The following is a 25,875-nucleotide window of genomic DNA, read 5'->3' as shown; positions in this document are numbered from 1 at the left end:
CAGTGCTCCACCACGTGATCGCGTGACCCGCGACGCATGAAACCGGCGCAGCCAAATGCCAGGGATACCGCGGAACCGGCTTTGCCGGGCCGCTGGTATCGCCCCCTCGAGGGGGAGGCGCCGCAGGCGCTTCGGGGGTGTTTCATCCTAGTCTTCCTTCAGCTTCTCGAGATGGCGAATGTCCAGGCTGTCGAACTGTTCGCGAATCTGGAACATGAACACGCCCAGGATCAGTACGCCGATCAGCACGTCCAGCGCGATGCCGAACTCGACCACCATCGGCATGCCATAGGTGGCCGATGTGGCGGCAAAGAACAGGCCGTTTTCCATGGCGAGGAAGCCGATGACCTGCGGAACCGCCTTGGCTCGCGTGATCATCATCAGGAACGACAGCAGCACACAGGCCAACGCGATGCCCAGCGTGCCGCTGGCCAGCGCCGAGGACAGCTGGGAGATGGGAATCGCCAGGTTGAACGCGAATATCACGACCACGATGCCGATCAGCATCGTCGTCGGGATGTTGATCAGCGTCTCGACGTCCCAGCGGATACCGAGACGGTCGATGACCCGGTGCAGCAGGTACGGGATCAGCAGCACCTTGAGGACCAGGGTCAGCCCGGCCGACACGTACAGGTGGTGCTGGCTGGTGGCATAGCCGACCAAGGCGGTCGCGAGCGCCAGCGCTGCACCCTGCATCGTGAACAGGTGAATCAGCGTGAAGATGCGCCGCTGCGAGATCATCGCGAAGGCGAGCATCAGCAGCACCGCGCCGAGCAGGTTGACGAATTGGGTCAGGATGGCACTGCTCATGTCACTGGCTCAGCAGCAGTTGCACCAGCATGCCGATCACCGCCAGCAGGAAGGCGGTGGCCAGGAACTCGGGCACGCGGAAGATGCGCATCTTGGCGCTGGCAGTCTCCAGCGTGGCCAGCAGAAAGCCGCCCACGGCCAGCTTGATCATCAACACGGGCAACGCCAGCAGCATCTCCAGCGGGGCTTGGGCTTCGGCCACGCCCCAGGGGAAGAACAGGGCCAGGCCGATGCACGAATAAGCGAACAGCTTCAGGCTGGCCGCCCATTCGATCAGTGCCAGGTGACGGCCCGAGTACTCGAGGATGAGCGCCTCGTGGATCATGGTCAGTTCGAGGTGCGTGGCCGGGTTGTCGACCGGGACGCGCGCGTTCTCGGCCAGCGACACCATCGTGAATGCCACCCCGGCAAAGGCCAGGCCGGGATAGATGGCCAGCTCGCGGTGCGCGAGCGTCTCGACGATCGTGGTGAGGGAGGTGGACTTGGAGATCAGCGAGGCCGAGAACAGCACCATCAGCAGCGCCGGCTCGGCAAGGAAGCCGACCAGCATCTCGCGCCGCGCACCCATGGTGCCGAACGCGGTGCCGACGTCCATGGCGGCCAGCGAGATGAACACCCGCGCCAGCGCGAACAGACCGACCAGGGCGATCGCATCCGCCGCCGGTGCCAACGGCAGATCGGTCGACAGCATGGGGATGATGGCGCAGGCCAGCACCATGCAGCCGAAGATCACATAGGGCGCGACGCGGAACAGCCGCGATGCGTGGTGGGCGACCATCGACTCCTTGTTGAACAGCTTGTGCAGCATCCGGTAGGGCTGCCAGAGGCTGGGCGCGGACTTGTTCTGGAGCCAGGCGCGCCACATGTTGACCCAGCCGGTCAGCAGCGGCGCCAGGCCGATCGCGATGACGATCTCCAGCAACTGCGACATGAAGCCGGTGAAGTTCATGGCGACCTCATCGCATCACCACCAGCAACGTGGCCACCAGCGTCAGGAAGCTGTACAGCAGGTACACCGAGATTCGCCCTTGCTGCATCAGGCCGACCAGTCGCGCGAGGTACGCCGCCAGGTCGACGATGGGCACATAGAGCCAGCGCCAGAAGTGATCCTCGACCGTCACGCGGTAGTGGGGCTCGGCGTCGAAGGGCGTGGGTAGATCGCGCCGCATCAGGAAGAAGGGCTCGAAGATCTGACGGATGGGCTGGCCGAAGCCTTCGGCTGTGTCCTGCATGCGCGCGGTGCCCCACGGGAAGCCGCACGCCCAGGGCGGGCCGCGACGCACGCGGCCGTGGTAGAGCCTACGCACAAGCAGGTAGGCGAGTGCAAAGCTTCCCAGGATGCCGAGCAGGAAGATCACGGGGCCATAGCTGGCCTGCTCGAGGCTGTTGGGCGCCAACAGCCAGCCGTTGGCTGCGACCTTGGCTCCGAGGCCCGACGCGACAAGCTGCCGAGTCACGGGGTCGATCAACTGAATGAACTGTGTTGGCAGCAGCCCGAGCGCGGTGCAGCCAAGCGCCAGCCACACCATCCCCACACGCTCCCAGCGACCGGCATCGTGGGCGTGGGCGAGCTTGTCCTCGCGCGGCTGCCCAAGGAAGATGACGCCGAAGAACTTGACCATCGTGTAGCCGGCCAGCGCGGCCACCAGGGCGATGAGCGCGGCGACCACCGGAATCAGCATGGTCAGCAACGGTTGCGGCAACCCCGGTGTGAAGAGGAAGCTCTGCAGCAGCAACCATTCCGACACGAAGCCGCCCAGCGGCGGCAAGCCGGCGCTGGTCAGCGCGCCCAGGAGCATGAGCCAGGCAACCCAGGGCATGGTCCGGATCAGGCCTCCCAGCTTGCCGAGGTTTCGCTCGGAAGTGGCATGAAGCACGCTGCCGGTGCCGAGGAAAAGCAGGCTCTTGAAGAAAGCGTGGCTCGCGACATGATAGAGGGCCGCTGTCAACGCGAGTGCGGCCATCGGCTTCATGCCATAGGCCGAGAAAATCAATGCCAGGCCCATGCCGACGAACAGCAGGCCCATGTTCTCGATCGACGAATAGGCCAGCAGCCGCTTCATATCGGTCTGCACCGCCGCAAAGATCACACCGAACAGAGCTGTCACCAGACCGACCGCGAGCAGCAGCCCGCCCCACCACCACATGCGGGTGTGCAGCAAGTCGAAAGATACGCGCAACAGGCCGTAAATGGCCGTGTTGAGCATGACCCCACTCATCATGGCCGAGACCGGGGACGGCGCGGCGGGGTGGGCCTCGGGCAGCCAGACATGCAGCGGCAGGATGCCAGCCTTGGCGCCGAACCCGAACACGGCGAGCAGGAAGCCGGCCGAGGCCCAGAGCGGCGACAGGGCCTGGGCACGCATGTTGGCGAAGGTGTAGTCGCCGGTGCTGGCTTGTAGCACACCGAAACACAGCAGGACGGCGATTGCGCCGATTCTCGCCATAGTGATGTAGAGATAGCCGGCACTGCGCACCTCAGCCATGCGGTGGTTCGCGGTCACCAGGAAGAACGATGACAGTGCCATCGTCTCCCACATCACCATGAATGAATACGCATCATCGGCGAGGATCACCCCCACCATGCTGACCAGGAAAACGTGGTACTCCAAGCACAACAGGCCGGGAGGTGTGCCTTCGCCCTTGCGGAAGTACCCAGCCGCAAATGCGGAAATTCCGGCTGAAGCGCCACCCACCACCATCAGGAAGTAGGCCGACAGGCTGTCCAGGCGGAGATGGAACGGCAATGCCGGGAGTCCGATGGGTAACACGGCGACCTCGGGGGAGCCAAGCAGCGCGTCCAGGGCCAGACCGAAGAGCGCCAACCCGAGTAGCGCGCCGACGGGGAAGAGCGCCTGGGAGACCAGGCTGAATCGATGCAGGGCGAAGATCCCAGCGATTCCCAGCAACAACCAGGCCATCGCCACAACGAGGATCCAGTCGAGATGGATCCATTGCGTGATGGAGGGCAGGCTGCTCATGACTCAGGCGGCCTTGGGGTGCGCAGCGCGCTGCCTGGCTGCTGATGAACAGCCTCCGGAGAGCCAGACTTCGTTCGCGGCGCCGGTTTGTCAGAGGAGGGGGCGCGCTCACTCGCGGTCACGTCGCGCGCCATGTCGTGGACACCGTGCTGCGCGAGGTAGTCACGGATCAGCTGCCGCACGACCTGCGATGCTGTCCGATCCTGCAGCGCACAAAGTTGCTCGAAGGCTTCCTTCTTGTTCGGATCAATGAGCAGCGTCAGCCGTGCAGTTTTGAACTCCATGGATCCTCAGCATGGCAATGCGATAAGTACCCGCAACACATGGTACATGAATGCCATGCAAATCACGAAACCTTAGCCTCGTTGGTCTTTCAGTGCGGATGCGACCAGCGCAAACCCCGCGAGCAACTGGGTGGCGGCAGCAGGGTCCAAGCCTTTCGGCCGGCGATTTGCTCTCAACGGGTATGTCTCTAGTGCACTACCTTTGCAGGCGAACACGATGCTATGGCTCAGCTCGCCGTCTTCGACCACCAGGACCGAGCCGTCGAAACTTCGACGGATGCGGGCCAGGTGCTCATCGTTTTCAGGGTCGCCGTACTGCAGATTGACCACCATGATCCCGTCGGCGTCGAGCGTCTCGTGGCAATCGTCGTAGAAGCCTTGAGAACACAAGCGGGCGGGCAGTCCCTCAAGGTCATAGCCGTCGACGACCAACACATCGAAACGACTTGGACCACGGCGCACGAAGTTCACCCCATCGGTTTGAAGAACGAAGAAGCGTACGTCGTCGGGCGGTATGTGGAACTCATCGCGCAATGCGATCACCAGCGGATTGATCTCGGCAATCTGGATTCGGGCGCCGGGCAAATGGTGATAGCAGAATTTGGCCAACGATCCACCGCCCAATCCGACCATCCCGATGCTTCGCGGCTGCGGCCTGAAAAGGAGAAATCCCATCATCGTGCGCGTGTATTCGAGGGCCAGCGCATTGGGATCGTCGATCAGCATGCAGCTTTGAATGTCGCTGATACTGAAGTGGAGGGCCTTGGAATTTGCGTTCTCGTAGATGAAGGGCCTGATGTGGTGCGCAGGCACGGGGCTATCGGACATGGGCAAGGTCGGATTTCTTGATTCTTGATTGAGGAGCTCGGGTGTCAGCGCTTGGCCATCAGCACCAGTGAGGCCCGAATGCGATCGACGTCCATGTCGGTGATCACCACGCGCGGAGTCAGGACCATCGGCTGATTGATTTGGAGATCGGGCAGCACGAGAAGGCAATGTGTCCCGTCATTGTTCGGGGCAATCATCCTGTCGTGTGCCAGCACCCCTCGACGTACGACGTCCGTCGAGGCGATGTTCGTGAGCAAAGTGACCACCACCTTTCGATCCAATCCGAGGTCCAGCGTCGCGACGTCGTCTCCCTTCTGCGAAGTTGAGTCAATTTGGCCTCCATCCAAATCAACGTCGTTCTTCAGAATCTGCCAGATGATCTCCAGTAAGCAATCGCGCATGAGCGTTTTGGGGAATGGGTCGGCCGGCTCGGTGGCCCGAATGAGTCCGGCCAAGTCCAACAGGTTGGCGTCGCTCCCCTCGTACCGCACGCACCGCAGCCGCCACTTGGGGTGTTGCTGACAGGCAGCTTCGACCTCGCGTGGATCGCTGGCGGCATAGCTCGCCGCGTCCAGCCAGATCATGGTTTCTTCGAAGGTGTCGATCGATGCCAGGACGTCGGGAAACCGCCGTGCATAGCACTTCGGATCCCGCAAACCGCGGCGCGTGCGCATTTCAAAACCTTCGAACGAAGTGGATTTGCTGTCGTATCGGCGTGCACTGTCGGCTCCAACCACCGTCGGTGCGAGCACGGCAACCAGAGTCGGACGATCGAACTCCACGGGTTCGAGCCTCCGCAAGACAAGCAGGGGACGCGATTTCTCGACGCTGAGCCAGCAAATGTAATGCGTTTATCATGTAATTGCAATGATAAGCGCATTATCATGATCGACGAGTGGGGCCAAGGGTCTGACACTGTGACGGTCCCGCATGAGCGCGTCGTCCCCGAACTCCATCGCCTTGACGTCGCGCCGCGAAAACGGGCGCTGAAGTCGGACGAGACGCTCGAGCCGGTGTACTGCATGCGGGGGCTCGGTGCGCCATAGCCGCAGGCCCAAGTGACGTGGCTCGCAGCAGGCTCGGACGTTGCCCTCGCTCGCGGCCAGATCAGCGCTTCGATCGCCAGGACGAGCCCACCCGGGACCATGCCGATCCACGTCAGCGTGTCGGGGCGATCGGCTGCGGGACGTTGACGGTCGGCTCGGGCAGGTGAGCCCAGCGCGATGACGGTGGGCCTTGCACCAGCTTGAAGCCCAGCACCGGCATGACCCACAGCACGATCACTCCCCCCGCATGCACGCCCACCTCGATGCCGTCCTGCTCATAGCCGCCGACGCGCATCAGCGACGCGGATCGCGTGCCGCGTGCCATACGCAGAAATCATCGAAGCAATGCAAGTGAAGGGCTCCAGGATCCCGACCAAGCAGAATCGGAAATGCCCGCCTTGGTGTGCAACCCAGATTGCACTAAATGATACTATTATTATCATTGAACTGACATGTGGGAGATCCGATGGAGCTTAAGACAGCGCGCCTGACGGTGCTGATCGATCCGGCGAAGAAAAGGGCCTTCGAGGCGTTGTGTGCCCGCCAGGACGTCACCCCTTCGCAGGTCGTACGACGTCTGATTCGCGACTATCTGACTCACCACGGCGCGACCTTCATCCCGAGCGGTCTGGAGCGGGAGGAGGAAGTCGCCACGAGACCCTGACCGGCGACGACGACTGCGCAGATGCATTCGAGACCGAACGACCTTGACGACGACCGACTCGCCGAGTTGGCCCGGAGGTGGCGCGCGCGTGCGGCACGTGGCGAGCAGCTTGCTTTTGGTGTTGCACAGGCGTTCGAAGCTGAGCAGCGCCGACGCCAACGGATCCAAGAAAGTCAGGTGCAGCCACTCGCATCTGCCACGCAACGGAAAGAAGCCCTGCCACGACCATGGTGGAAGTTTTGGTGAGACACCCGCATTTTTGCGTGATCCCCGGGCGACGTCGGGACGGTCCTCGATGCTTTGATTCATCTCGACCGCACCTCGGGAAAAGAGTTTGCCGGCGCCGTTTTGGCAAGGCCCGCTTGCAATTCAAAACGGCGGACACATTCTAGATATGTCGTTTACTGATTACCATCAGGCGGTGCACGACGTAGGTCCCCAAGAATCACACGCGCTTGGCAAACCCTCTGAACGTTGCTCCAATCCAGGTTGCCTTGTATGTTTGTCAAATTAACATAAAATTAACATATTTGGAGTCATCATGGAGCTTAAGACTGCCCGCCTTACGGTCCTGATTGATCCTGCCAAGAAACAGGCCTTCGAAACACTTTGTGCACAACAGGACGTGACACCGTCTCAAGTGGTGCGACGCCTGATTCGGGACTATTTGGTCCATCATGGAGTGAGCTTCGTGCCGAGCGGGGTCCGGACTGACAGCGCCAAGGCCCGCGAACGCTGACTTAGCCAGGCCCAGAAGCAAGCATGCGCCAACGGTGCTGGCGACCCGCACGCGCCATCGCATTTCGGGCGCCGGACCCGTCGTCGCGATCTCAGACCTTCGACAGGATTTCCATCGCCTTGTTGGCGTCGCCCAGCGAGTCGACCGCGATATAGGCCACGAACTGTTTGCCGAGCACGGAGGCCGAGAAGCCGCGAAGATTGATTTCTCCTGCAGCGAGCTTTTGCGTCAATTCCGAGGCGATGCCCGGGCGGTCCGGACCCATGATCCGCACCGAGTGAAGGCTTTGTGTCACGTTGAAGCCCACCTGTGCCGCCGCACGGATTTCACGGTCGTTCTGCAGCGGCGTGACATAGACGACTCCCGTCGCTGACTTGTCCGGCGTCCGCCTCGCAATGATGAACTGCAGGTCGGCCCCCGCTTCGCGCAGCGTATCCAGCACCTCGGCAAGGCCGCCGGGTCGGTCCTGGATGGTCGCTGCCCATACATCCGTACGTTCCACGAGAAGATCCATGATTGGTCCTCCATTTTCGCTGCTGACGTGTCAGTCAGAGGCTAGGCCATAACCGCCGGGTTGACAAGTTCTGGCGCCGTGGTGTAGGTTTTTTTCTTGGAATTCGACCTGCCCGAAAAAGGAGTCGCCGCCATGACTGAACGCAGATCGCCTCGCCATCCCGCCAAGCAGTTGACTGTCGATGTCTCCGAGGCACAAATCGCGGTGCATTGGCCGGAAGAGGATTACGTCGCGCCCCCCAGCCGGTTCATCGCGCAAGCCAATTTGACCGACGCCGGCGTCTTCCAGCGTTTTGGCCTCGACAAATTCCCCGAGTGCTTCAAGGAATTCGCGGACCTTCTCGACTGGTACCAGTACTGGCAGACGACGCTCGACGCCAGCAACCCGCCGTTTTGGCGCTGGTTCGTCGGCGGCAGGATCAACGCTTGCCACAACTGCGTCGATCGTCACCTCGTCAAACACAAGAACAAGACCGCGATCCATTTCGTGCCCGAGCCGGAGAGCGAGCAGGTACAGCACCTGACCTATCAAGAATTGTTCGTCCGCGTCAACGAGTTCGCGGCGCTGTTGCGCGACTTCTGCGGACTCAAGGCGGGCGACCGCGTGACCTTGCACATGCCGATGGTGGCGGAACTGCCGATCACCATGCTCGCCTGCGCGCGGCTCGGCGTGATCCACTCGCAGGTGTTCAGCGGCTTCAGCGGCAAGGCTTGCGCCGACCGCATCTGGGATTCCGAGAGCCGCGTGCTGATCACGATGGACGCGTACTGCCGCGCCGGCCATCTGATCGATCACAAGGAAAAGGCCGACATCGCGGTGAAGGAGGCCGCCAGCCTCGGCCAGCAGGTCGACCAGGTCCTGGTCTGGCAGCGCTACCCGGGCAAGACCTCGAGCGCCACACAGCTCGTCGAGGGGCGCGACCTCATCGTCAACGAGCTGCTCGGCAAGTTCCGCGGCCAGCGTGTCGAGCCCATGCCGATGCCGGCCGAGGCGCCGCTGTTCCTGATGTACACGAGCGGCACCACCGGACGGCCGAAAGGTTGCCAACATTCGATCGGCGGCTACCTCGCCTACGTCACCTGGACATCCAAATACATACAGGACATCCACCCCGAGGACGTGTATTGGTGCATGGCCGACATCGGCTGGATCACGGGCCATTCCTACATCGTCTACGGCCCTTTGGCGCTCGCCGCTTCAACGGTCGTGTATGAAGGCGTTCCGACCCATCCGGACGCCGGCCGGCCTTGGCGCATCGCCGAACAACTCGACGTCAACATCTTCCATACCTCGCCCACGGCAATCCGCGCGCTGCGGCGCGACGGACCCGACGAGCCGGCGAAATACCACCACCACTTCAAGCACATGACGACCGTTGGCGAGCCGATCGAGCCCGAGGTGTGGAAGTGGTACCACCGCATGGTCGGCAAGGGCGAAGCCGTCATCGTGGACACCTGGTGGCAGACCGAAACCGGCGGCTTCCTCTGCAGCACGGTGCCGGGCATCCACCAGATGAAACCCGGCAGCACCGGGCCCGCGATTCCCGGCATTCATCCGGTGATCTACGACGATCGGGGCAAGGAGCTCGCCAGCGGTTCGGGCAAGGCGGGGAATATCTGCATCCGCAATCCCTGGCCGGGTGGCTTCCAGACGATCTGGAAGGACCCCGAGCGTTATGTGCGCCAGTACTACTCGCGCTATTGCAAGGACCCCAAGAGCAAAGACTGGCGCGACTGGCCCTACCTGACGGGCGACGGCGCGGTGCAGTCGGCCGACGGGTACTACCGCATCCTCGGTCGGATCGACGACGTGATCAACGTCGCCGGCCACCGCCTGGGCACCAAGGAAATCGAATCGGCAGCGCTGCTCGTGCCAGAGGTGGTCGAGGCGGCCGTGGTTCCGGTGGCCGACCCGGTCAAGGGCAAGGTGCCCGACCTGTATGTCGCGTTGAAGCTGGGGCTGGCGCCTTCCGCGGAGATCGCCGACCGGATCTCGGCATCGGTGGTGTCCGAGATCGGCGCCATTGCTCGTCCGCGCCGGGTGATCGTCGTTCCCGACATGCCCAAGACGCGCTCGGGAAAGATCATGCGCCGCGTGCTCGCAGCGATTTCGAACCGCCAGGATCCCGGCGATGTGTCCACCCTCGCCAATCCGGAGGTCGTCGACCGGATCAGGGAGTTGGCTCAATAGAAGCGTTTTGTCGCGCGCGAACAGGCCGTGCTCCGAAATACGTGAACTAAGGTCTGCCATGCGGCCCGACACGATTGGCTTAACTCCCTCGACGGATTCGCTATCGATGGCCCGCCGTGTGGCTGTAGAACGATGCGAGGTCACGCGAGCGCGCCGGTGAAGGCGCGGCGCTGTACCTGCATGGTGGCGCGTTCTGCGTCCACCTGTCGGCGCTGTCTCGCAATTCCTGCTTCGACCTCGCGCGCCGCAACGAGATGCCGATGCTGCTGCCCGACTATCGGCTCGCGCCCGAACACCCTGCGCCCGCTGCGCTGGACGACCGTGAGCGCCTACCGCCGGCTGCTCTTCGCTGGGAGCTTGCGTGCCGGTCAACGCTCCGCTGCCGTCATGAGCTTGATCCAGTCAGCGAAGCTCAACGGGCACGATCCGTATGCCTATCGCCGCATCGCTGGCAGCAGGGCTGAACAGCCATCTCGCGCACACTGGCCGCATGCGCGGTCCTCGTCAAGATGATTGTTCGCCGCGTTTACGGACAATTCACCCAGGGAACTGCTCTATTTCCCAAAACCAGGCCCGATCCGGGTGACTTCACCATTTGATCAAGCTGCACCGCAGCAAATGATCAACCCATCATCCGGGACAACCCGGAGCGGCCGGCCACCTCGCCGGTCGGGTCCATACAAATCAATCACTTAGCGGCGCTGGCACGCCCGTTGCCCTTAAAGGCCGGGGCGGCGCTGTTGCTGCCCCGGATTTGATGGATTGAACAAGTGACCCTTTCGACGAGGCAGAACAGGCACAGCGGCAGTGCCAGCGCGATGACCGGGCAGCCGTGCTTCGTGCGCGTCACCGGCACGCGGGATGCGCGCTTCGTCGAGTTCGAGTTCGCCATCGGCGACCCCGAGCTGGCGGTCGAGCTGGTCATGCAGTTCGACCAGTTCCGCGAATTCTGCGAGCGCCACGAGGTGCGCCACCTGACGACCGAGGAGGGCGCCCGGCTCGACTTCGAGCGCATGAAGTGGCGCTACGGCACGCCCGGCGTCGATCACTAGACCCCCAGCCCCTGAACCCCCGACCCCACCCAGAGGAGACATCCCGTGCAAGTCGACATCAAGACCACCGACATCCGGCCGATCCGGCAGACCTTCTCGCACGTGGCGCGGCGGCTCGGCGACAAGCCGGCCTCGCGCTACCAGGAAGCCACGCTGGACATGCAGCCGACGGCCAACTTCCACTACCGGCCGCTGTGGGCGCCCGAGTACGAGCTCTACGACAAGCGCCGCACCGCCATCGTCATGGCCGACTGGTACAGCTTCAAGGATCCGCGCCACTACTACTACGGCGTCTACACGATGACCCGTGCGCGGCAGCAGGAAGGGGCCGACCGCCAGTTCGAGTTCGCCGACAAGCGCCGGCTGCTGGCGCAGGCCGATGCGGGCACCCGCGAGTCGCTGCAGCAGGTGCTGGTGCCGCTGCGCCACTACGAGTGGGGCGCCAACATGAACCACAGCTACTGCTGCGGCTACGGCTACGGCACGGCGGTGACCCAGCCCTTCATCTTCGCCGCCATGGACCGGCTGGGCATCGCGCAGTACCTGTCGCGCATCGGCCTGCAGCTCGACGGCAACTCCGGCTCGGCGCTGGACGCCGGCAAGGAGGCCTGGCTCACGCATCCGGCCTGGCAGGGCGTCCGCCGCCTGATGGAGAACCTCTTCGTCACGCGCGACTGGTTCGAGGTCTTCGTGGCGCAGAACCTGGTCTTCGACGGCCTGCTGTATCCACTGGTCTATCGCCGCTACGTGAACGAGCGCAGCGCCGCCACGGGCAATGCGCTGGGGATGCTCACCGAGTTCCAGAACGACTGGTTCGACGAGAACCTGCGCTGGGTCGATGCCACGGTCAAGACCGCGGCCGATGAATCGCCGGCCAACAAGGCGCAGCTCGCGAGCTGGTACCTGAGCTGGCGCGAGCAGATCGTCGATGCGCTCGGGCCGCTGTCGACGCTGGCGCTGGGCGCTGCAGGCGCCGAGGCGCTGCGCGCCGTCGCCGCCGAACTCGACACCCGCGCCGCACGCCTCGGCATCGCCGCTTGAAGACCACCCAGGAGCCACGAATGACAAACGCCACCGCAGAACTTTCCCGCCCGCCCGTCTTCATCGCGCTGCAGACCAGCGAGACCGCGCGCGCCATCGTCGAGGCCATCGTGGCCGACAACCCCGATGCAACCGTCGTCGACTACCCGGCGATGGTGAAGATCGATTCGCCCGGCCGGCTGGTGATCCGCCGGGCCTCCGTGGAAGAGCGCGTCGGGCGGCGCTGGGACCTGCAGGAGATTCACCTGAGCCTGATCTCGCTGTCCGGAAGCATCGAAGAGACCGACGACGAATTCATCCTCCATTGGGGCGCCTGAGCGCGCCGCATCACCGCATTCAAGGACACACGCCATGACCCAAGCAGACCACTCGCAGCGCCCCGCCGCCCGCCTCGGCCTCAAGGAACGCTACGCCATGATGACCCGCGGCCTCGGCTGGGACACCACCTACCAGTCGATGGACGACGTCTTCCCCTTCGACCAGTTCGAGGGCATCAAGATCCACGACTGGGACAAGTGGGAAGACCCGTTCCGCCTGACGATGGACGCCTATTGGAAGTTCCAGGGCGAGAAGGAAAAGAAGCTCTACGCGATCATCGACGCCTTCCAGCAGAACAACGGCCAGTTCAACATCAGCGACCCGCGCTACCTGAACACGCTGAAGTTGTTCCTGACGGGCGTGTCGCCGCTCGAATACGCGGCGCACCGCGGCTATGCCATGGCCGGGCGTTCCCTGCGCGGCGTGGGTGCGCGCGTGGCCTGCCAGATGCAGTCGATCGACGAGCTGCGCCATGCGCAGACGCAGTTCCACACCATCAGCCACTTCAACAAGTTCTCCAACGGGCTGCACGATCCGCAGCACATGCACGACCGGGTCTGGTACCTCTCGGTGCCCAAGAGCTACTTCGAAGACGCGATGAGCGCCGGCCCCTTCGAGTTCATCACCGCGATCTCGTTCTCGTTCGAGTACGTGCTGACCAACCTGCTGTTCATGCCCTTCATGAGCGGCGCCGCCTACAACGGCGACATGGCGACCGTGACCTTCGGCTTCTCGGCCCAGAGCGACGAGTCGCGCCACATGACGCTGGGCCTGGAGGTGGTCAAGTTCATCCTCGAGCAGGACCCGGACAACGTGCCGATCGTGCAGAAGTGGGTCGACAAGTGGTTCTGGCGCGGCTACCGGCTGCTGACCCTGGTGGCGATGATGATGGACTACATGCTGCCCAAGCGCGTAATGAGCTGGTCGGAAGCCTGGGAGATGTACTTCGAGAAGAACGGCGGCGCCCTGTTCCAGGATCTGGCGCGCTACGGCATCCGCCTGCCCAAGTACCACGAGGTGGCGTCGAAGGAGAAGAGCCGGATCTCGCACGAGGCCTGGGCCATCTTCAACAACTACGGCCACGCCGCCAACTTCAACGTCTGGGTGCCCCGGCCCGAAGAGATGGACTGGCTCTCGGAGAAGTACCCCGAGACCTTCGACACGATGTACCGCCCGCGCTTCGAATGGCTCGCCGAGCAGGAGCAGCAGGGCAAGCGCTGGTTCAACAACACGCTGCCGATGCTGTGCCAGACCTGCCAGATCCCGATGGCCTTCACCGAGCCCGACGACCCGACCAGGATCTGCTATCGCGAGAGCACCTACCACGGCATGAAGCATCACTTCTGCTCGGACGGCTGCAAGGACATCTTCGACGGCGAGCCCGAGAAGTATGTGCAGGCCTGGCTGCCGGTGCACCAGATCTACCAGGGCAACTGCTTCCCCGAAGGCACCGACCCGACGGTGCCGGGCTTCAACCCGCTGGCCGCGGTGCTGAAGTACTACCACATCGAGGCCGGCGCGGACAACGGCGAGTTCAACACCTCGCCGGACAAGGCGAACTGGGAGCGCTGGACCGGGCAGGACCTGTCCACGCAGCCGTCGCAGCCGTCGCAGCCGAAGGCTGCCTGAACCTCATCGAACCCGACACAGGAGAACCCCATGTCAGTTGTTGCACTCGCCCCCGGCTACACCGGCACCGTCGCGGACAGCGAAGACCGCTTCCACGGCAACCGCCTGCTCTACATCGGCTGGGACGACCACCTGCTGTTCTGTGCGCCCGTGTGCCTGCCGCTGCCCGCGGCCATGCCGTTCGGCGCCTTGCTGAGCGACGTGCTGCCCGGCGTCTACGGCAGCCATCCCGACTTCGAGAAGATCGACTGGGCCGAGGCGCAGTGGTTCGACTCGGGCAAGCGCTTCGTGCCCGACCCGGCGAAGTCGCTGGCCGACAACGGCCTGGTCCACAAGTCCGTGATCCGCTTCCGCGTGCCCGGCCTGAAGGGCATCAAGGGCTCGCACAGCTGAGCCCGCGAAGGACATCGCCATGAGCTTCCAGATCATGATCGAGCCGCTGGGGCAGGGCATTGCCGCCCGCGAGGGCCAGACGGTATTGGACGCCTGCCTGCGCGCCGGCGTGTGGCTGCCTCACGCCTGCGGGCACGGCGTCTGCGGCACCTGCAAGGTGCAGGTGCTCGAAGGCGAGTGCGACCACGGCGAGTCGTCCAACTTCGCGCTGATGGACTTCGAGCGCGACGAAGGGAAGATCCTCGCCTGCTGCGCCCTGGCCCAGGGCGACCTGGTGATCGAGGCCGAGATCGACGAAGACCCCGATGCGCAGTTCCTGCCGCTGGAAGACTTCGACGCCGAGCTGGTCGAGGCACGCATGCTGACGCCCACGATCCGCGGGCTGTGGCTGCGCACCGGCAAGCCCGCCGCCTTCCAGGCCGGCCAGTACGTCATGCTGCATGTGCCCGGCGTCGAGGGCGAGCGCGCCTTTTCGATTGCCAATGCGCCGCATGAAGACCTGATCGAGCTGCATATCCGCCGCGTGCCTGAGGGCCGCGCCACGGGCTGGCTGCACGACGAGCTGCAGGTGGGCCAGCGGCTGCGCTTCACGGCACCGAACGGCCGCTTCTTCGTGCGCAAGTCAGCGCAGCTGCCGATGATCTTCGTGGCCGGTGGATCGGGCCTGTCGAGCCCCAAGTCGATGATTCTGGACCTGCTGAACGAAGGCTGCCGGCTTCCGATCACCCTGATCCAGGGCGCGCGCAATCCCGACGAGCTGTACTTCAGCGAAGTCTTCGAGGCGCTCGCGGAGCGGCATCCCAACTTCAGCTATGTGCCCGTGCTGTCCGACCTGCCGCCCGATGCCAAGTGGACCGGCGCACGCGGCTATGCGCACGAGGCGCTGAAGGCGCATTTCGCGAACGACTTCCGCGGCCACAAGGCCTATCTGTGCGGTCCGCCGCCGATGACCGAGGCCTGCATCTCGACCCTGATGCAGGGGCGGCTGTTCGAGCGCGACATCTACACCGAAAAGTTCTTCACCGCCGCCGACGCCGCCACCGCGGCGCCGCGCAGCCCGCTCTTCAAGGCGCTCTAGGATGAAACCGGCCCTCTGCTTCTCGGTCGCGATCGGCAACACGCAGGAGCGCTATGCCTGCCGCACCGACCAGACCCTGCTCGGCGGCATGGAGCAGCTCGGCCGCAAGGGCATTCCGGTCGGCTGCCGCGGCGGCGGCTGCGGCGTCTGCAAGGTGCGCATCGAATCCGGCCGCACGCGTTGCGAGCGCATGAGCCGCAGCCACATCAGCGCCGACGAAGAGGCCGCAGGCTATGTGCTCGCGTGCCGGGCCTACCCACAGAGCGACCTGCAGCTGCAGGCGGTCGCCAGGATGGCGCGCTGCATCGAGCGCCATTTCACGATTCCCCGTCCCCCCACCTGAAACCCCAACCACCTGAAGGAGACTCCCCATGGCACTCACTGGCGTACTGCGACCGGGCCACGTGCAACTGCGCGTGCTCGACCTGGAAGCGGCCCTCAAGCACTACCGCGACGTGCTGGGCCTGATCGAAACCGCGCGCGACGCGCAAGGCCGCATCTACCTGAAGGCCTGGGACGAGCACGACCACCACAGCGTGGTGCTGCGCGAGGCCGACACGGCCGGCATGGACTTCATGGGCTTCCGGGTCGACACGCCCGCCACGCTCGAGAAGCTGGCGGCCGACCTCAAGACCAGCGGCCTGGCGACCGAGATGCAATGGATCGCGGCCGGCGAGCACCTGCGGACCGGCAAGCGCTTCCGCTTCACGGTGCCGACCGGCCACTCGATCGAGCTCTTTGCCGAGAAGGAGAAGGTCGGCAACGGCATGCCCTACGAGAACCCCGAGATCTCCCCGGACGATCTCAAGGGCATGGCGCCTTCGCGCTTCGACCACTGCCTGCTGTACGGCGACGACCTCGACGGCACCATCAAGCTCTTCACCGAAGTGCTGGGTTTCGCGTTGGCCGAAAGCGTGGTGGCCGGTCCCGAGCGCATGGCGATCGCCGCCTTCCTGACCTGCTCGACCAAGCCGCACGACATCGCCTTCATCCGCCATCCGGAGAAGAACAAGTTCCACCATGCCTCGTTCCTGCTCGACAACTGGGGCGAAGTGCTCAAGGCGGCCGACATCATCACCAAGAAGCGCGTCTCGCTGGACATCGGCCCGACCCGGCATGGCATCACGCGCGGCGAGACGATCTACTTCTTCGACCCGAGCGGCAACCGCAACGAGGTGTTCTCGGGCGGCTACGTGTTCTACCCGGACAAGCCGCCGCTGACCTGGACCGACGACGAACTGGGGCGCGCGATCTTCTATCACGACCGCAAGCTCAACGAGAGCTTCCTCTCCGTGGTGACCTGAAGGATCGGCCGTGAAGAACTACCTCAACTTCATCAACGGCGACTTCGTCGCCACCTCGAAGACCTTCGACAACCGCGCGCCGGCCGACAACCGGCTGCTCGGCCGCGTCCACGAAGCCGGCGCCGCCGAGGTCGATGCGGCCGTGCGCGCGGCCCGTGCGGCGCTCCAGGGCGAGTGGGGCCGCATGAGCGTGGCGCGGCGCGTCGAGCTGCTGCATGCCGTGGCCGACGAGATCAACCGCCGCTTCGACGACTTCCTGGCGGCCGAGATGGCCGACACCGGCAAGCCGCATGCGCTGGCCTCGCACGTCGACATCCCGCGCGGCGCGGCGAACTTCAAGGTCTTCGCGGACATCGTGAAGAACGTCCCGACCGAGACCTTCGAGACCACCACGCCTGACGGCGGCCAGGCGCTCAACTACGCGATCCGTTCGCCGCTGGGCGTGATCGGCGTGGTCTGCCCGTGGAACCTGCCCTTGCTGCTCATGACCTGGAAGGTCGGGCCGGCGCTGGCCTGCGGCAACACCGTGATCGTCAAGCCGTCGGAAGAAACGCCGGCCACCGCCACGCTGCTGGGCGAGGTGATGAACGCGGTCGGCATTCCGCCCGGCGTCTACAACGTGGTGCACGGCTTCGGGCCGAACTCGGCCGGCGAGTTCCTCACGACCCATCCCGGCGTCGACGGCATCACCTTCACCGGCGAGACCCGCACCGGCGAAGCCATCATGGCCGCGGCGGCGAAAGGCGTGCGCCCGGTGTCCTTCGAGCTCGGCGGCAAGAACGCGGGCATCGTCTTCGCCGACGCCGATTTCGAGAAGGCGGTGGCCGGCATCACGCGCTCGGTGTTCGAGAACTGCGGGCAGGTCTGCCTGGGCACCGAGCGCGTCTATGTGCAGCGGCCGATCTTCGACCGCTTCGTCGCCGCGCTGAAGGCCAAGGCCGAGGCGCTGAAGTCCGGGCCCTCCGAGGAAGCGGGCGTGAACCTCGGGCCGCTGATCTCGCGCGAGCACCGGCAGAAGGTGCTCTCCTACTACCAGAAGGCGAAGGACGAAGGCGCCACCGTGGTCACCGGCGGCGGCGTGCCGCAGATGAAGGGCGCGCTGGCCGAAGGCCACTGGGTGCAGCCGACGATCTGGACCGGCCTGCCCGAGACGGCCGCGGTCATCCGCGAGGAGATCTTCGGCCCGTGCTGCCACATCGCGCCCTTCGACACCGAGGAAGAAGCCGTCGCGCTGGCCAACGCCACCGACTACGGCCTCGCCACCACGGTATGGACCGAGAACCTGGGCAGGGCACACCGCATGGCGAAACAGATCGAGGTCGGCATCTGCTGGATCAACAGCTGGTTCCTGCGCGACCTGCGAACCGCCTTCGGCGGCGCCAAGGCCTCGGGAATCGGCCGCGAAGGCGGCGTGCACTCGCTCGAGTTCTACACCGAGTTGCGCAATGTCTGCATCAAGCTTTGAGGGACGGGCGGCCATGAGCAATCCGGAGATCAGGCAGCGCGTGCGCACCGGCGCCTTCCATACCAACGTGCACGACCTGGGGGAGGGAGCGCCAGTGCTCTTCATCCACGGCTCGGGCCCGGGCGTCAGCGCCTGGGCCAACTGGCGCCTCGCGATGCCGGAGCTTGCGAAGACGCGGCGCGTCGTCGCACCCGACATGGCCGGCTTCGGCTACACCGACCGTCCATCGGGCATCGCCTACACGATGGACACCTGGGTGCGGCAGGCGCTCGACCTGCTCGATGCGCTGGACATCGAACGCGCCGACGTGGTGGGCAACTCGTTCGGCGGCGCGCTGTCGCTGGCGCTCGCGATCCGGGCGCCGCACCGGGTTCGCCGGCTGGTGCTGATGGGCAGCGTCGGCGTGCCCTTCGCGATCACGCCAGGGCTCGACGCCGTGTGGGGCTACACGCCTTCGTTCGAGAACATGCGCCGCATCATGGACGTGTTCGCGCACGACCGCTCGCTGGTCAGCGACGAGCTGGCGCAGCTGCGCTACGAGGCCAGCGTCCGCCCTGGTTTCCAGGAATCCTTCGGCGCGATGTTCCCGGCGCCGCGCCAGCGCTGGGTCGACGCGATGGCGAGCCCGGAGGCGGCGATTCGCGCCGTGCCGCACGAGACGCTGGTGATCCATGGCCGCGAGGACCAGGTGATTCCGCTCGCCACCTCGCTGACCCTGGCCGACTGGATTCCGAACAGCCAGCTGCACGTGTTCGGCCACTGCGGCCACTGGACGCAGATCGAGCACAGCGGCCGCTTTGCACGGCTGGTCGGCGACTTCCTCGCCGAGGCCGATTGATTCATCTCAACGACATGCCCATCATGGACACCCCACTCATCCACCAGCTCGGCGACGAGCTCTACGCCGCGCTGCGCGACCGCCAGGTCGTGGAGCCGCTCACCCACCGCCACGAGGGCATCACCATCGAGGATGCCTACCACGTGCAGCAGCGCATGATCGCGCGCCGGCTCGATGCCGGCGAGCGGATCGTCGGCAAGAAGATCGGCGTCACCTCGCGCGCCGTGATGAACATGCTCGGCGTCTTCCAGCCCGACTTCGGCTACCTGCTCGACGGCATGATCGTGAGCGAAGGCGAATCCATCGACAGCCGCACGCTGATCCAGCCCAAGGCCGAGGGCGAGATCGCCTTCCTCCTCAAGCGCGACCTGATGGGGCCGGGCATCGGCAACGCCGACGTGCTGGCGGCCACCGAATGCGTCATGCCGTGCTTCGAGATCGTCGACTCGCGCATCCGGGACTGGAAGATCAAGATCGCCGACACCGTGGCCGACAACGCCTCCTGCGGCGTCTTCGTGCTGGGCGACAGCGCGGTCGATCCGCGCCGGATCGACCTCGGCACCTGCGGCATGGTGCTCGAGAAGAACGGCGAAATCATCGCCACCGGCGCCGGCGCCGCCGCCCTCGGCTCGCCGGTCAATGCGGTCGCCTGGCTCGCCAACACGCTCGGCAAGCTGGGCATCGGACTCAAGGCCGGCGAGGTCATCCTGTCGGGTGCGCTGGCCGCCATGTTCCCCGCCGCCGCGGGCGACAACTTCCGCGTCTCCATCGGCGGCCTCGGCGGCTGCTCGGTTCGCTTTCATTGAAGGACACACACCCATGAAGAAGATCAAGTGCGCCCTGATCGGGCCGGGCAACATCGGCACCGACCTGCTGGCCAAGCTGCAGCGCAGCGCGCTGCTCGAACCCGTGTGGATGGTCGGCATCGACCCCGCATCCGACGGCCTGCTGCGGGCCCGCGAAATGGGCCTCAAGACCACGGCCGAAGGCGTCGACGGGCTGCTGCCGCACGTGCAGGCCGACGACATCCGGATCGCCTTCGACGCCACCAGCGCCTATGTGCACGCCGAGAACTCGCGCAAGCTCAACGCGCTCGGCGTGCGGATGATCGACCTCACGCCGGCGGCGATCGGGCCGTTCTGCGTGCCGCCGGTCAATCTGAAGGACCAGTTGCGCGACGCGCCGATGAACGTCAACATGGTGACCTGCGGCGGACAGGCCACGATCCCGATGGTGGCCGCGGTCTCGCAGGTGCAGGCCGTGGCCTACGGCGAAATCGTCGCGACCGTGTCGAGCCGCTCGGTCGGCCCCGGCACGCGCAGGAACATCGACGAGTTCACCCGCACCACGGCCGCTGCGGTGGAGCAGGTCGGCGGCGCCGCCAGGGGCAAGGCGATCATCATCGTCAACCCCGCCGAGCCGCCGCTGATCATGCGAGACACCGTGCACTGCCTGACCGAAGACGAACCCGACCCCGCGCGCATCACGGCCTCGGTGCACCGGATGATCGCCGAGGTCCAGAAGTACGTGCCGGGCTACAAGCTCGTGAACGGGCCCGTGTTCGACGGCAAGCGCGTGTCGATCTACCTCGAGGTCGAGGGGCTGGGCGACTACCTGCCCAAGTACGCGGGCAACCTCGACATCATGACCGCCGCCGCGGCGCGCACGGCGGAGATGTTCGCCGAAGCGATGCTGGCCGGCGAACGCCAACCCGAAACCGCTGCAGCCTAGGAGGCCCCCGATGAATCTCGAAGGAAAACGCGTCACGGTCCATGACATGACGCTGCGCGATGGCATGCACCCCAAGCGCCATCTCATGACGCTGGACCAGATGCGCCACATCGCCGTCGGCCTCGACGAAGCCGGCGTGCCGCTGATCGAAGTGACGCACGGCGACGGGCTGGGCGGCAGTTCGGTCAACTACGGCTTCCCGGCCCACAGCGACGAGGAATACCTGGGCGCGGTGATCCCGCTCATGAAGAAGGCCAAGGTCTCGGCGCTGCTGATTCCCGGCATCGGCACGGTCGACCACCTGCGCATGGCGCACGGCGTGGGGGTGCACACGGTGCGCGTCGCGACGCACTGCACCGAGGCCGATGTGTCGGAGCAGCACATCACGATGGCGCGCAAGCTCGACATGGACACGGTGGGCTTCCTGATGATGGCGCACATGGCCAGCCCCGAGAAGCTGGTGAGCCAGGCGCTGCTGATGGAGGGCTACGGCGCCAACTGCATCTACGTGACCGACTCCGCCGGCTACATGCTTCCCGATGACGTGAAGGCGCGCATCGGCGCGGTGCGCGCGGCCTTGAAGCCCGGCACCGAACTCGGCTTCCACGGCCATCACAACCTGGCGATGGGCGTCGCCAATTCGATCGCCGCGGTCGAGGCGGGCGCCAACCGGATCGATGCCGCCGCCGCGGGGCTGGGCGCGGGCGCGGGCAACACGCCGATGGAAGTCTTCGTCGCGGTGTGCGACCGCATGGGCATCGAGACCGGCGTCGACGTGTTCCGCATCCAGGACGTCGCAGAAGACCGCGTGGTGCCGATCATGGATCACATCATCCGGGTCGACCGCGACTCGCTGACGCTGGGCTACGCAGGCGTCTATTCGTCGTTCCTGCTGTTCGCCAAGCGCGCCGAGGCCAAGCACGGCGTGCCGGCGCGCGAGATCCTGGTCGAGCTCGGGCGGCGCGGCATGGTCGGCGGCCAGGAAGACATGATCGAGGACACGGCGATGACGCTCGCACGGGCCCGAAAGGCCGCAGCGCAGGAGGTGGCGGCATGAAGCTCGACCCCGACACGATCTCGGCCCTCGCCGAGCACCTGGAACGCTGCGAACTCAATGCGCAGGACACGCCGAAGATCACCGACGAGTACCCCCAGATGGACTGGGACGATGCCTATGCCATCCAGAACGAGATCCGGCGGCGCAAGCTCGCGCGCGGCCATCGCATCATCGGCCTCAAGGCCGGCCTGACCTCGCACGCGAAGATGAAGCAGATGGGCGTCACCACGCCGGTGTTCGGCTTCATGGCCGACAACTACGCCGTGCCCGAAGGCGGCGAGTGCCGCATGGCCGAGCTGATCCATCCCAAGGTGGAGCCCGAGATCGCGTTCGTGACCCGCGCCCCGCTCAAGGGACCGGGCTGCCACATCGGGGCGGTGCTCGCGGCGACCGATTTCGTGCTGCCCGGCATCGAAGTGATCGACAGCCGCTACCGCGACTTCAAGTTCGACTTGAAGAGCGTGGTGGCCGACAACACCTCCGCCTCGCGCTTCGTCGTCGGCGGTCGCCCGAGGCCGGCGTCCGAGATCGACCTGCGCACGGTCGGCATCGTGCTGGAGAAGAACGGCGAGCCGGTGGCTTTCGGCGCCGGCGCCGCGGTGCTGGGCCATCCGGCCGCGGCGATCGCCATGCTGGCGAACCACCTGGGCGCCCGGGGCGAGGAGATCCCCGCCGGAACGCTGATCCTGTCGGGCGGCATCACCGAGGCGGTCGCGGTCGAGGCCCGGGATTCGGTGCTGCTCAAGGTGCAGGGCATGGGCAGCGTCGGCCTGCGCTTCGTCTGAAGGAGAAGCGCATGCCCTTTGCACAGATCTATCTCATCGAAGGCCGGAGCGAGGAACAGAAGCGGGCGCTGATCGAAAAGGTCACGCACGCGATCGTCGAGGCGGTCGGCGCGCCGAAGGAGAACGTGCGCGTCTGGCTGCACGACGTGCCCAAGGAAAACTGGGGAATCGCCGGCGTCAGTGCCAAGGACCTGGGGCGTTAGCATTCCCTTCCATGGGAATGACCGACCGCCTGCTGGCCGACGCCGTGCTGCTGCTGCACGGCCTGTTCATCCTGTTCGCGGTGCTGGGCGGCCTGCTGGTCTGGCGCTGGCCGAGGCTGGCCTGGCTGCACCTCCCGGCAGTCGCCTGGGCCGCCTGCGTGGCGGTGACGGGCTGGGATTGTCCGCTGACGCCGCTCGAGATCGCGTTGCGCCGCAGCGCCGGCGAGGCGGGCTACAGCGGCGGCTTCATCGACCACTACCTGCTCGGCACGATCTACCCGGAAGGTTTGACGCGTCCGGCCCAGGTCGCGGCGGGCGTCGGGGTTGCGCTGCTCAACGGCATCGTCTATGCGCTGCTTCTCGCGAGGCGCGCCCGGGCGGCCTCCGCGAGGTCGGCGAAAGAGTCGTCGCCCCCCGAATAGGCGGCCCCCGGGCCCGGGAAGACCTTCTAATAGACAGAAGGCCAACCCCCATTTGCGACCGCTTTCAGATGGCCTTTCATTCGAAGGCCTCGCCCAATGGCCTTCTGATTTTGGCAAGGCAAAGTACGTATCAACCCCGATCGGGCCGCACGGCCCGGGTTCTAGACTTCTTCGAGTCATGCCCGCGTCACATTCGCGGGCGCCGGAATCGAAACAGTTTTGAAGCGGGTGCTTGATCGATGCAAAGAAAACACAGAATCGCCGTCGTCCCGGGGGATGGCATCGGAATCGAAGTCGTGCCTGAAGGTCTGCGCGTGCTCGACGCCGTGGGCCGCCGCTTCGGCATCGAGTTCGGCTTCGACCATTTCGACTGGGGCTCCGACCACTACGTCCGCCACGGGCTGATGATGCCCGCCGACTGGGCCGAGCACATCCAGGGCCACGACGCGATCTACTTCGGCGCCGTCGGTGCGCCGGACAAGGTGCCCGACCACATCGCGGTCTGGGGCCTGCTGATCAAGATCCGCCGGGACTTCGACCAGTACGTGAACCTGCGCCCGGTGCGCCTGATGCCGGGCGTGCCCGGACCGCTCGCGCACCGCAAGCCGGGCGACATCGATTTCCTCGTGGTGCGCGAGAACACCGAGGGCGAGTACACCTCGGTCGGCGGCCGGCTGTTCGAAGGCACCCCCCGCGAGATGGCGATCCAGGAGGCCGTGTTCACGCGCGTCGGCGTCGACCGGATCCTTGAGTACGCCTACGAGCTCGCCAGCAAGCGGCCGCGCAAGAACCTCGTGGCGGCCACCAAGTCGAACGGCATCTCGGTCACCATGCCGTACTGGGACGAGCGGCTGGCGGAGATGGCCAAGCGCTATCCCGACATCGCCACCAGCAAGTTCCACATCGACATCCTGTGCGCGCACTTCGTGCAGCATCCCGACTGGTTCGACGTCGTCGTGGCCTCCAATCTCTTCGGCGACATCCTGTCCGACCTGGGCCCCGCCTGCACCGGGACCATCGGCATCGCACCGTCGGCCAACCTGAATCCCGAGCGCCGCTTCCCGTCGCTGTTCGAGCCGGTGCACGGCTCCGCGCCCGACATCGCCGGCAAGGGCGTGGCCAATCCGATCGGCCAGATCTGGTCCGCCGCCCTGATGCTCGACCACCTGGGCAACGGCGACAGCGTGTGAAACACCCCCGAAGCGCCTGCGGCGCCTCCCCCTCGAGGGGGCGATACCAGCGGCCCGGCAAAGCCGGTTCCGCGGTATCCCTGGCATTTGGCTGCGCCGGTTTCATGCGTCGCGGGTCACGCGATCACGTGGTGGAGCACTGAGATGGGACTGTTCCTTCTCAAGCGCCTGGCCACGCTGGTCGGCACGCTGATCGGCGCTTCGGTCATCGTCTTCCTGGTCCTCGAGATCCTGCCCGGCAATGCCGCGCAGATGCTCATGGGCCCGGACGCCTCGCCCGACGCGGTGGCCGCGCTGGCCACCAAGCTGGGCCTGGACCAGCCGGCCTGGACGCGCTACTGGCACTGGATCGGCGGCCTGCTGACCGGCAACCTCGGCGACAGCTACGCCTACGGCTCGCCGGTGCTCGACCTGATCCTGGAACGGCTTGCGCTCACGATCCCGCTGGCGGTGCTGGCGATGAGCCTCACCACGGCGCTGGCGCTGCTGGTCGGCGTGACGGCCGCGGCGCGTCACAACAAGCTCGGCGACGTCGGGTTGATGAGCCTGACGCAGGTGGGCATCGCCGTTCCGAACTTCTGGTTCGCGATCCTGCTGATTCTCCTGTTCTCCGTGAAGCTGCAGTGGTTCTCCGCGGGCGGCTTCGACGGTTGGGGCGAAGGCGCCGCGGGCGTGCTGGGCGGCATCAAGGCGCTGCTGCTGCCGGCGCTGTCGCTGGCGGTGGTGCAGGCCGCAATCCTCGCGCGCATCACGCGCTCGGCGGTGCTGGAGGTGATGCGCGAGGACTTCGTGCGCACCGCGCGCGCCAAGGGCGTGTCGCAGCGCGCCGTGCTCTGGCTGCATGTGCTGCGCAACGCACTCATTCCGGTCGTCACCGTGATGGGCATGCAGTTCTCCGAGCTGCTCGCGGGCACCATCGTGATCGAGAACGTGTTCTACCTGCCGGGCCTGGGCCGGCTGATCTTCCAGGCCATCAGCAACCGCGACCTGATCGTGGTGCGCAACTGCGTGATGCTGCTGGCGGCGCTGGTGGTGTTCGTCAATTTCGTGGTCGACGTGCTGTATGCCGTGATCGACCCGCGCATCAAGGCCAGCGACATATGAGCGCCATCGCACTTCCCGGCGCAGGCGCGCCCAAGGCGCCGGGTTTCTGGCGCCGCGCGTTGCAGCACCGCAGCTTCACGATCGGCGCCGTCCTGAGCCTGCTGCTGATCCTGGCCGCGTCCGTCTCGCTGGTCTGGACGCCCTGGTCGCCCTACGAGATGGACATGGCCAACAAGATGCAGGCGCCCTCGGCCAGGCACTGGCTGGGC

Annotated in this window: 28 protein-coding genes and 4 pseudogenes; 24 read left to right on the top strand and 8 right to left on the bottom strand. The window is 65.5% G+C overall.

Annotated elements, in window-relative coordinates; translation table 11 throughout:
• Positions 1–147: 147 nt before the first annotated feature.
• The 7 genes from AC1DYK_RS33485 to AC1DYK_RS33455 form a co-directional block, all read right to left on the bottom strand.
• Complete coding sequence (locus tag AC1DYK_RS33485; RefSeq protein WP_478170212.1) at positions 148–810, bottom strand: formate hydrogenlyase; 663 nt, start codon at positions 808–810, stop codon at positions 148–150.
• A 1-nt stretch (position 811) separates the two neighbouring features.
• The gene (locus AC1DYK_RS33480; RefSeq protein ID WP_478170211.1) at positions 812–1,759 is read right to left on the bottom strand and encodes a respiratory chain complex I subunit 1 family protein; all 948 of its coding nucleotides are present in this window, start codon (positions 1,757–1,759) and stop codon (positions 812–814) included.
• Between the two features lie 7 nt (positions 1,760–1,766).
• The gene (gene hyfB, locus AC1DYK_RS33475; protein WP_478170210.1) at positions 1,767–3,791 is read right to left on the bottom strand and encodes a hydrogenase 4 subunit B; all 2,025 of its coding nucleotides are present in this window, start codon (positions 3,789–3,791) and stop codon (positions 1,767–1,769) included.
• A complete protein-coding gene (locus tag AC1DYK_RS33470) occupies positions 3,788–4,075 on the bottom strand; it encodes a ribbon-helix-helix protein, CopG family (protein WP_478170209.1) in 288 nt (95 codons plus the stop codon). Before AC1DYK_RS33470 ends, hyfB begins: the two co-directional genes overlap by 4 nt.
• A gap of 72 nt (positions 4,076–4,147) precedes the next feature.
• On the bottom strand, positions 4,148–4,903 hold the full coding sequence (locus AC1DYK_RS33465; protein ID WP_478170214.1) for a fused MFS/spermidine synthase: 756 nt from the start codon (positions 4,901–4,903) through the stop codon (positions 4,148–4,150).
• A gap of 44 nt (positions 4,904–4,947) precedes the next feature.
• Positions 4,948–5,685, bottom strand: a complete 738-nt coding sequence (locus AC1DYK_RS33460) for a hypothetical protein (RefSeq protein ID WP_478170208.1) — start codon at positions 5,683–5,685, stop codon at positions 4,948–4,950.
• Between the two features lie 376 nt (positions 5,686–6,061).
• Positions 6,062–6,274 (bottom strand): hypothetical protein, encoded by a 213-nt coding sequence (locus AC1DYK_RS33455; RefSeq protein ID WP_478170207.1) that lies wholly within the window; start codon positions 6,272–6,274, stop codon positions 6,062–6,064.
• 141 nt (positions 6,275–6,415) lie between these two features.
• On the opposite strand from AC1DYK_RS33455, the gene AC1DYK_RS33450 reads away from it, so the two are divergent.
• Positions 6,416–6,613, top strand: a complete 198-nt coding sequence (locus tag AC1DYK_RS33450; protein WP_478158357.1) for a CopG family transcriptional regulator — start codon at positions 6,416–6,418, stop codon at positions 6,611–6,613.
• Between the two features lie 541 nt (positions 6,614–7,154).
• Positions 7,155–7,352, top strand: a complete 198-nt coding sequence (locus tag AC1DYK_RS33445) for a CopG family transcriptional regulator (protein WP_478158356.1) — start codon at positions 7,155–7,157, stop codon at positions 7,350–7,352.
• 91 nt (positions 7,353–7,443) lie between these two features.
• Here the strand turns inward: AC1DYK_RS33445 and AC1DYK_RS33440 are convergent, their stop codons facing one another.
• A complete protein-coding gene (locus AC1DYK_RS33440; RefSeq protein WP_478170206.1) occupies positions 7,444–7,866 on the bottom strand; it encodes an ACT domain-containing protein in 423 nt (140 codons plus the stop codon).
• 132 nt (positions 7,867–7,998) lie between these two features.
• Between AC1DYK_RS33440 and acs the strand changes: the two genes are divergently transcribed.
• The 22 genes and pseudogenes from acs to AC1DYK_RS33330 all read left to right on the top strand — a co-directional run.
• Positions 7,999–10,056: an acetate--CoA ligase gene (gene acs, locus AC1DYK_RS33435; protein WP_478170205.1), complete on the top strand. Its 2,058-nt coding sequence runs from the start codon at positions 7,999–8,001 to the stop codon at positions 10,054–10,056.
• 170 nt (positions 10,057–10,226) lie between these two features.
• A pseudogene (locus AC1DYK_RS33430) lies at positions 10,227–10,319 on the top strand (hypothetical protein); the annotation flags it as partial.
• Between the two features lie 79 nt (positions 10,320–10,398).
• Positions 10,399–10,569, top strand: a pseudogene (locus tag AC1DYK_RS33425) (IS66 family transposase); the annotation flags it as partial.
• A gap of 257 nt (positions 10,570–10,826) precedes the next feature.
• Positions 10,827–11,108, top strand: coding sequence for a phenol hydroxylase subunit (locus tag AC1DYK_RS33420; RefSeq protein ID WP_478170204.1), 282 nt, complete (start codon positions 10,827–10,829; stop codon positions 11,106–11,108).
• A gap of 45 nt (positions 11,109–11,153) precedes the next feature.
• Positions 11,154–12,149, top strand: coding sequence for an aromatic/alkene monooxygenase hydroxylase subunit beta (locus tag AC1DYK_RS33415; protein WP_478170203.1), 996 nt, complete (start codon positions 11,154–11,156; stop codon positions 12,147–12,149).
• 20 nt (positions 12,150–12,169) lie between these two features.
• A complete protein-coding gene (locus AC1DYK_RS33410; protein WP_478158355.1) occupies positions 12,170–12,466 on the top strand; it encodes an MmoB/DmpM family protein in 297 nt (98 codons plus the stop codon).
• 34 nt (positions 12,467–12,500) lie between these two features.
• A complete protein-coding gene (locus AC1DYK_RS33405; protein ID WP_478170202.1) occupies positions 12,501–14,096 on the top strand; it encodes an aromatic/alkene/methane monooxygenase hydroxylase/oxygenase subunit alpha in 1,596 nt (531 codons plus the stop codon).
• 30 nt (positions 14,097–14,126) lie between these two features.
• Positions 14,127–14,489 (top strand): phenol hydroxylase subunit P4, encoded by a 363-nt coding sequence (locus tag AC1DYK_RS33400; RefSeq protein WP_478089270.1) that lies wholly within the window; start codon positions 14,127–14,129, stop codon positions 14,487–14,489.
• Between the two features lie 19 nt (positions 14,490–14,508).
• A complete protein-coding gene (locus tag AC1DYK_RS33395; RefSeq protein WP_478170201.1) occupies positions 14,509–15,567 on the top strand; it encodes a 2Fe-2S iron-sulfur cluster-binding protein in 1,059 nt (352 codons plus the stop codon).
• A gap of 1 nt (position 15,568) precedes the next feature.
• Positions 15,569–15,910: a 2Fe-2S iron-sulfur cluster binding domain-containing protein gene (locus AC1DYK_RS33390; protein ID WP_478170200.1), complete on the top strand. Its 342-nt coding sequence runs from the start codon at positions 15,569–15,571 to the stop codon at positions 15,908–15,910.
• 28 nt (positions 15,911–15,938) lie between these two features.
• Entirely contained in the window at positions 15,939–16,871 is a 933-nt protein-coding gene (locus tag AC1DYK_RS33385; RefSeq protein ID WP_478170199.1) for a catechol 2,3-dioxygenase, read from the top strand.
• Positions 16,872–16,881: 10 nt separating this feature from the next.
• Complete coding sequence (locus AC1DYK_RS33380; RefSeq protein ID WP_478170198.1) at positions 16,882–18,336, top strand: 2-hydroxymuconic semialdehyde dehydrogenase; 1,455 nt, start codon at positions 16,882–16,884, stop codon at positions 18,334–18,336.
• Positions 18,337–18,349: 13 nt separating this feature from the next.
• Positions 18,350–19,174, top strand: a complete 825-nt coding sequence (locus AC1DYK_RS33375; protein ID WP_478170197.1) for an alpha/beta fold hydrolase — start codon at positions 18,350–18,352, stop codon at positions 19,172–19,174.
• Between the two features lie 23 nt (positions 19,175–19,197).
• A complete protein-coding gene (gene dmpE, locus AC1DYK_RS33370; RefSeq protein WP_478170196.1) occupies positions 19,198–19,980 on the top strand; it encodes a 2-oxopent-4-enoate hydratase in 783 nt (260 codons plus the stop codon).
• A 13-nt stretch (positions 19,981–19,993) separates the two neighbouring features.
• Positions 19,994–20,905, top strand: a complete 912-nt coding sequence (locus AC1DYK_RS33365; protein WP_478089277.1) for an acetaldehyde dehydrogenase (acetylating) — start codon at positions 19,994–19,996, stop codon at positions 20,903–20,905.
• Positions 20,906–20,915: 10 nt separating this feature from the next.
• The gene (gene dmpG / locus AC1DYK_RS33360) at positions 20,916–21,962 is read left to right on the top strand and encodes a 4-hydroxy-2-oxovalerate aldolase (RefSeq protein ID WP_478170195.1); all 1,047 of its coding nucleotides are present in this window, start codon (positions 20,916–20,918) and stop codon (positions 21,960–21,962) included.
• Complete coding sequence (gene dmpH, locus AC1DYK_RS33355) at positions 21,959–22,747, top strand: 2-oxo-3-hexenedioate decarboxylase (RefSeq protein WP_478170194.1); 789 nt, start codon at positions 21,959–21,961, stop codon at positions 22,745–22,747. Before dmpG ends, dmpH begins: the two co-directional genes overlap by 4 nt.
• Before the next feature lie 11 nt (positions 22,748–22,758).
• On the top strand, positions 22,759–22,950 hold the full coding sequence (locus AC1DYK_RS33350) for a 2-hydroxymuconate tautomerase (protein ID WP_286526486.1): 192 nt from the start codon (positions 22,759–22,761) through the stop codon (positions 22,948–22,950).
• A 17-nt stretch (positions 22,951–22,967) separates the two neighbouring features.
• Positions 22,968–23,372: a DUF2784 domain-containing protein gene (locus AC1DYK_RS33345; protein ID WP_478170213.1), complete on the top strand. Its 405-nt coding sequence runs from the start codon at positions 22,968–22,970 to the stop codon at positions 23,370–23,372.
• Between the two features lie 239 nt (positions 23,373–23,611).
• Positions 23,612–24,544 (top strand): annotated as a pseudogene (locus tag AC1DYK_RS33340) (tartrate dehydrogenase); the annotation flags it as partial.
• Positions 24,545–24,706: 162 nt separating this feature from the next.
• Complete coding sequence (locus AC1DYK_RS33335; protein ID WP_478089283.1) at positions 24,707–25,666, top strand: ABC transporter permease; 960 nt, start codon at positions 24,707–24,709, stop codon at positions 25,664–25,666.
• Positions 25,663–25,875 (top strand): annotated as a pseudogene (locus AC1DYK_RS33330) (ABC transporter permease); the annotation flags it as partial. The gene AC1DYK_RS33335 and the pseudogene AC1DYK_RS33330, both read left to right, overlap by 4 nt.

It is taken from the genome of Variovorax sp. P2_H12 (genome assembly GCF_056403395.1).
This window is presented reverse-complemented; position numbering and strand designations above follow the sequence as displayed.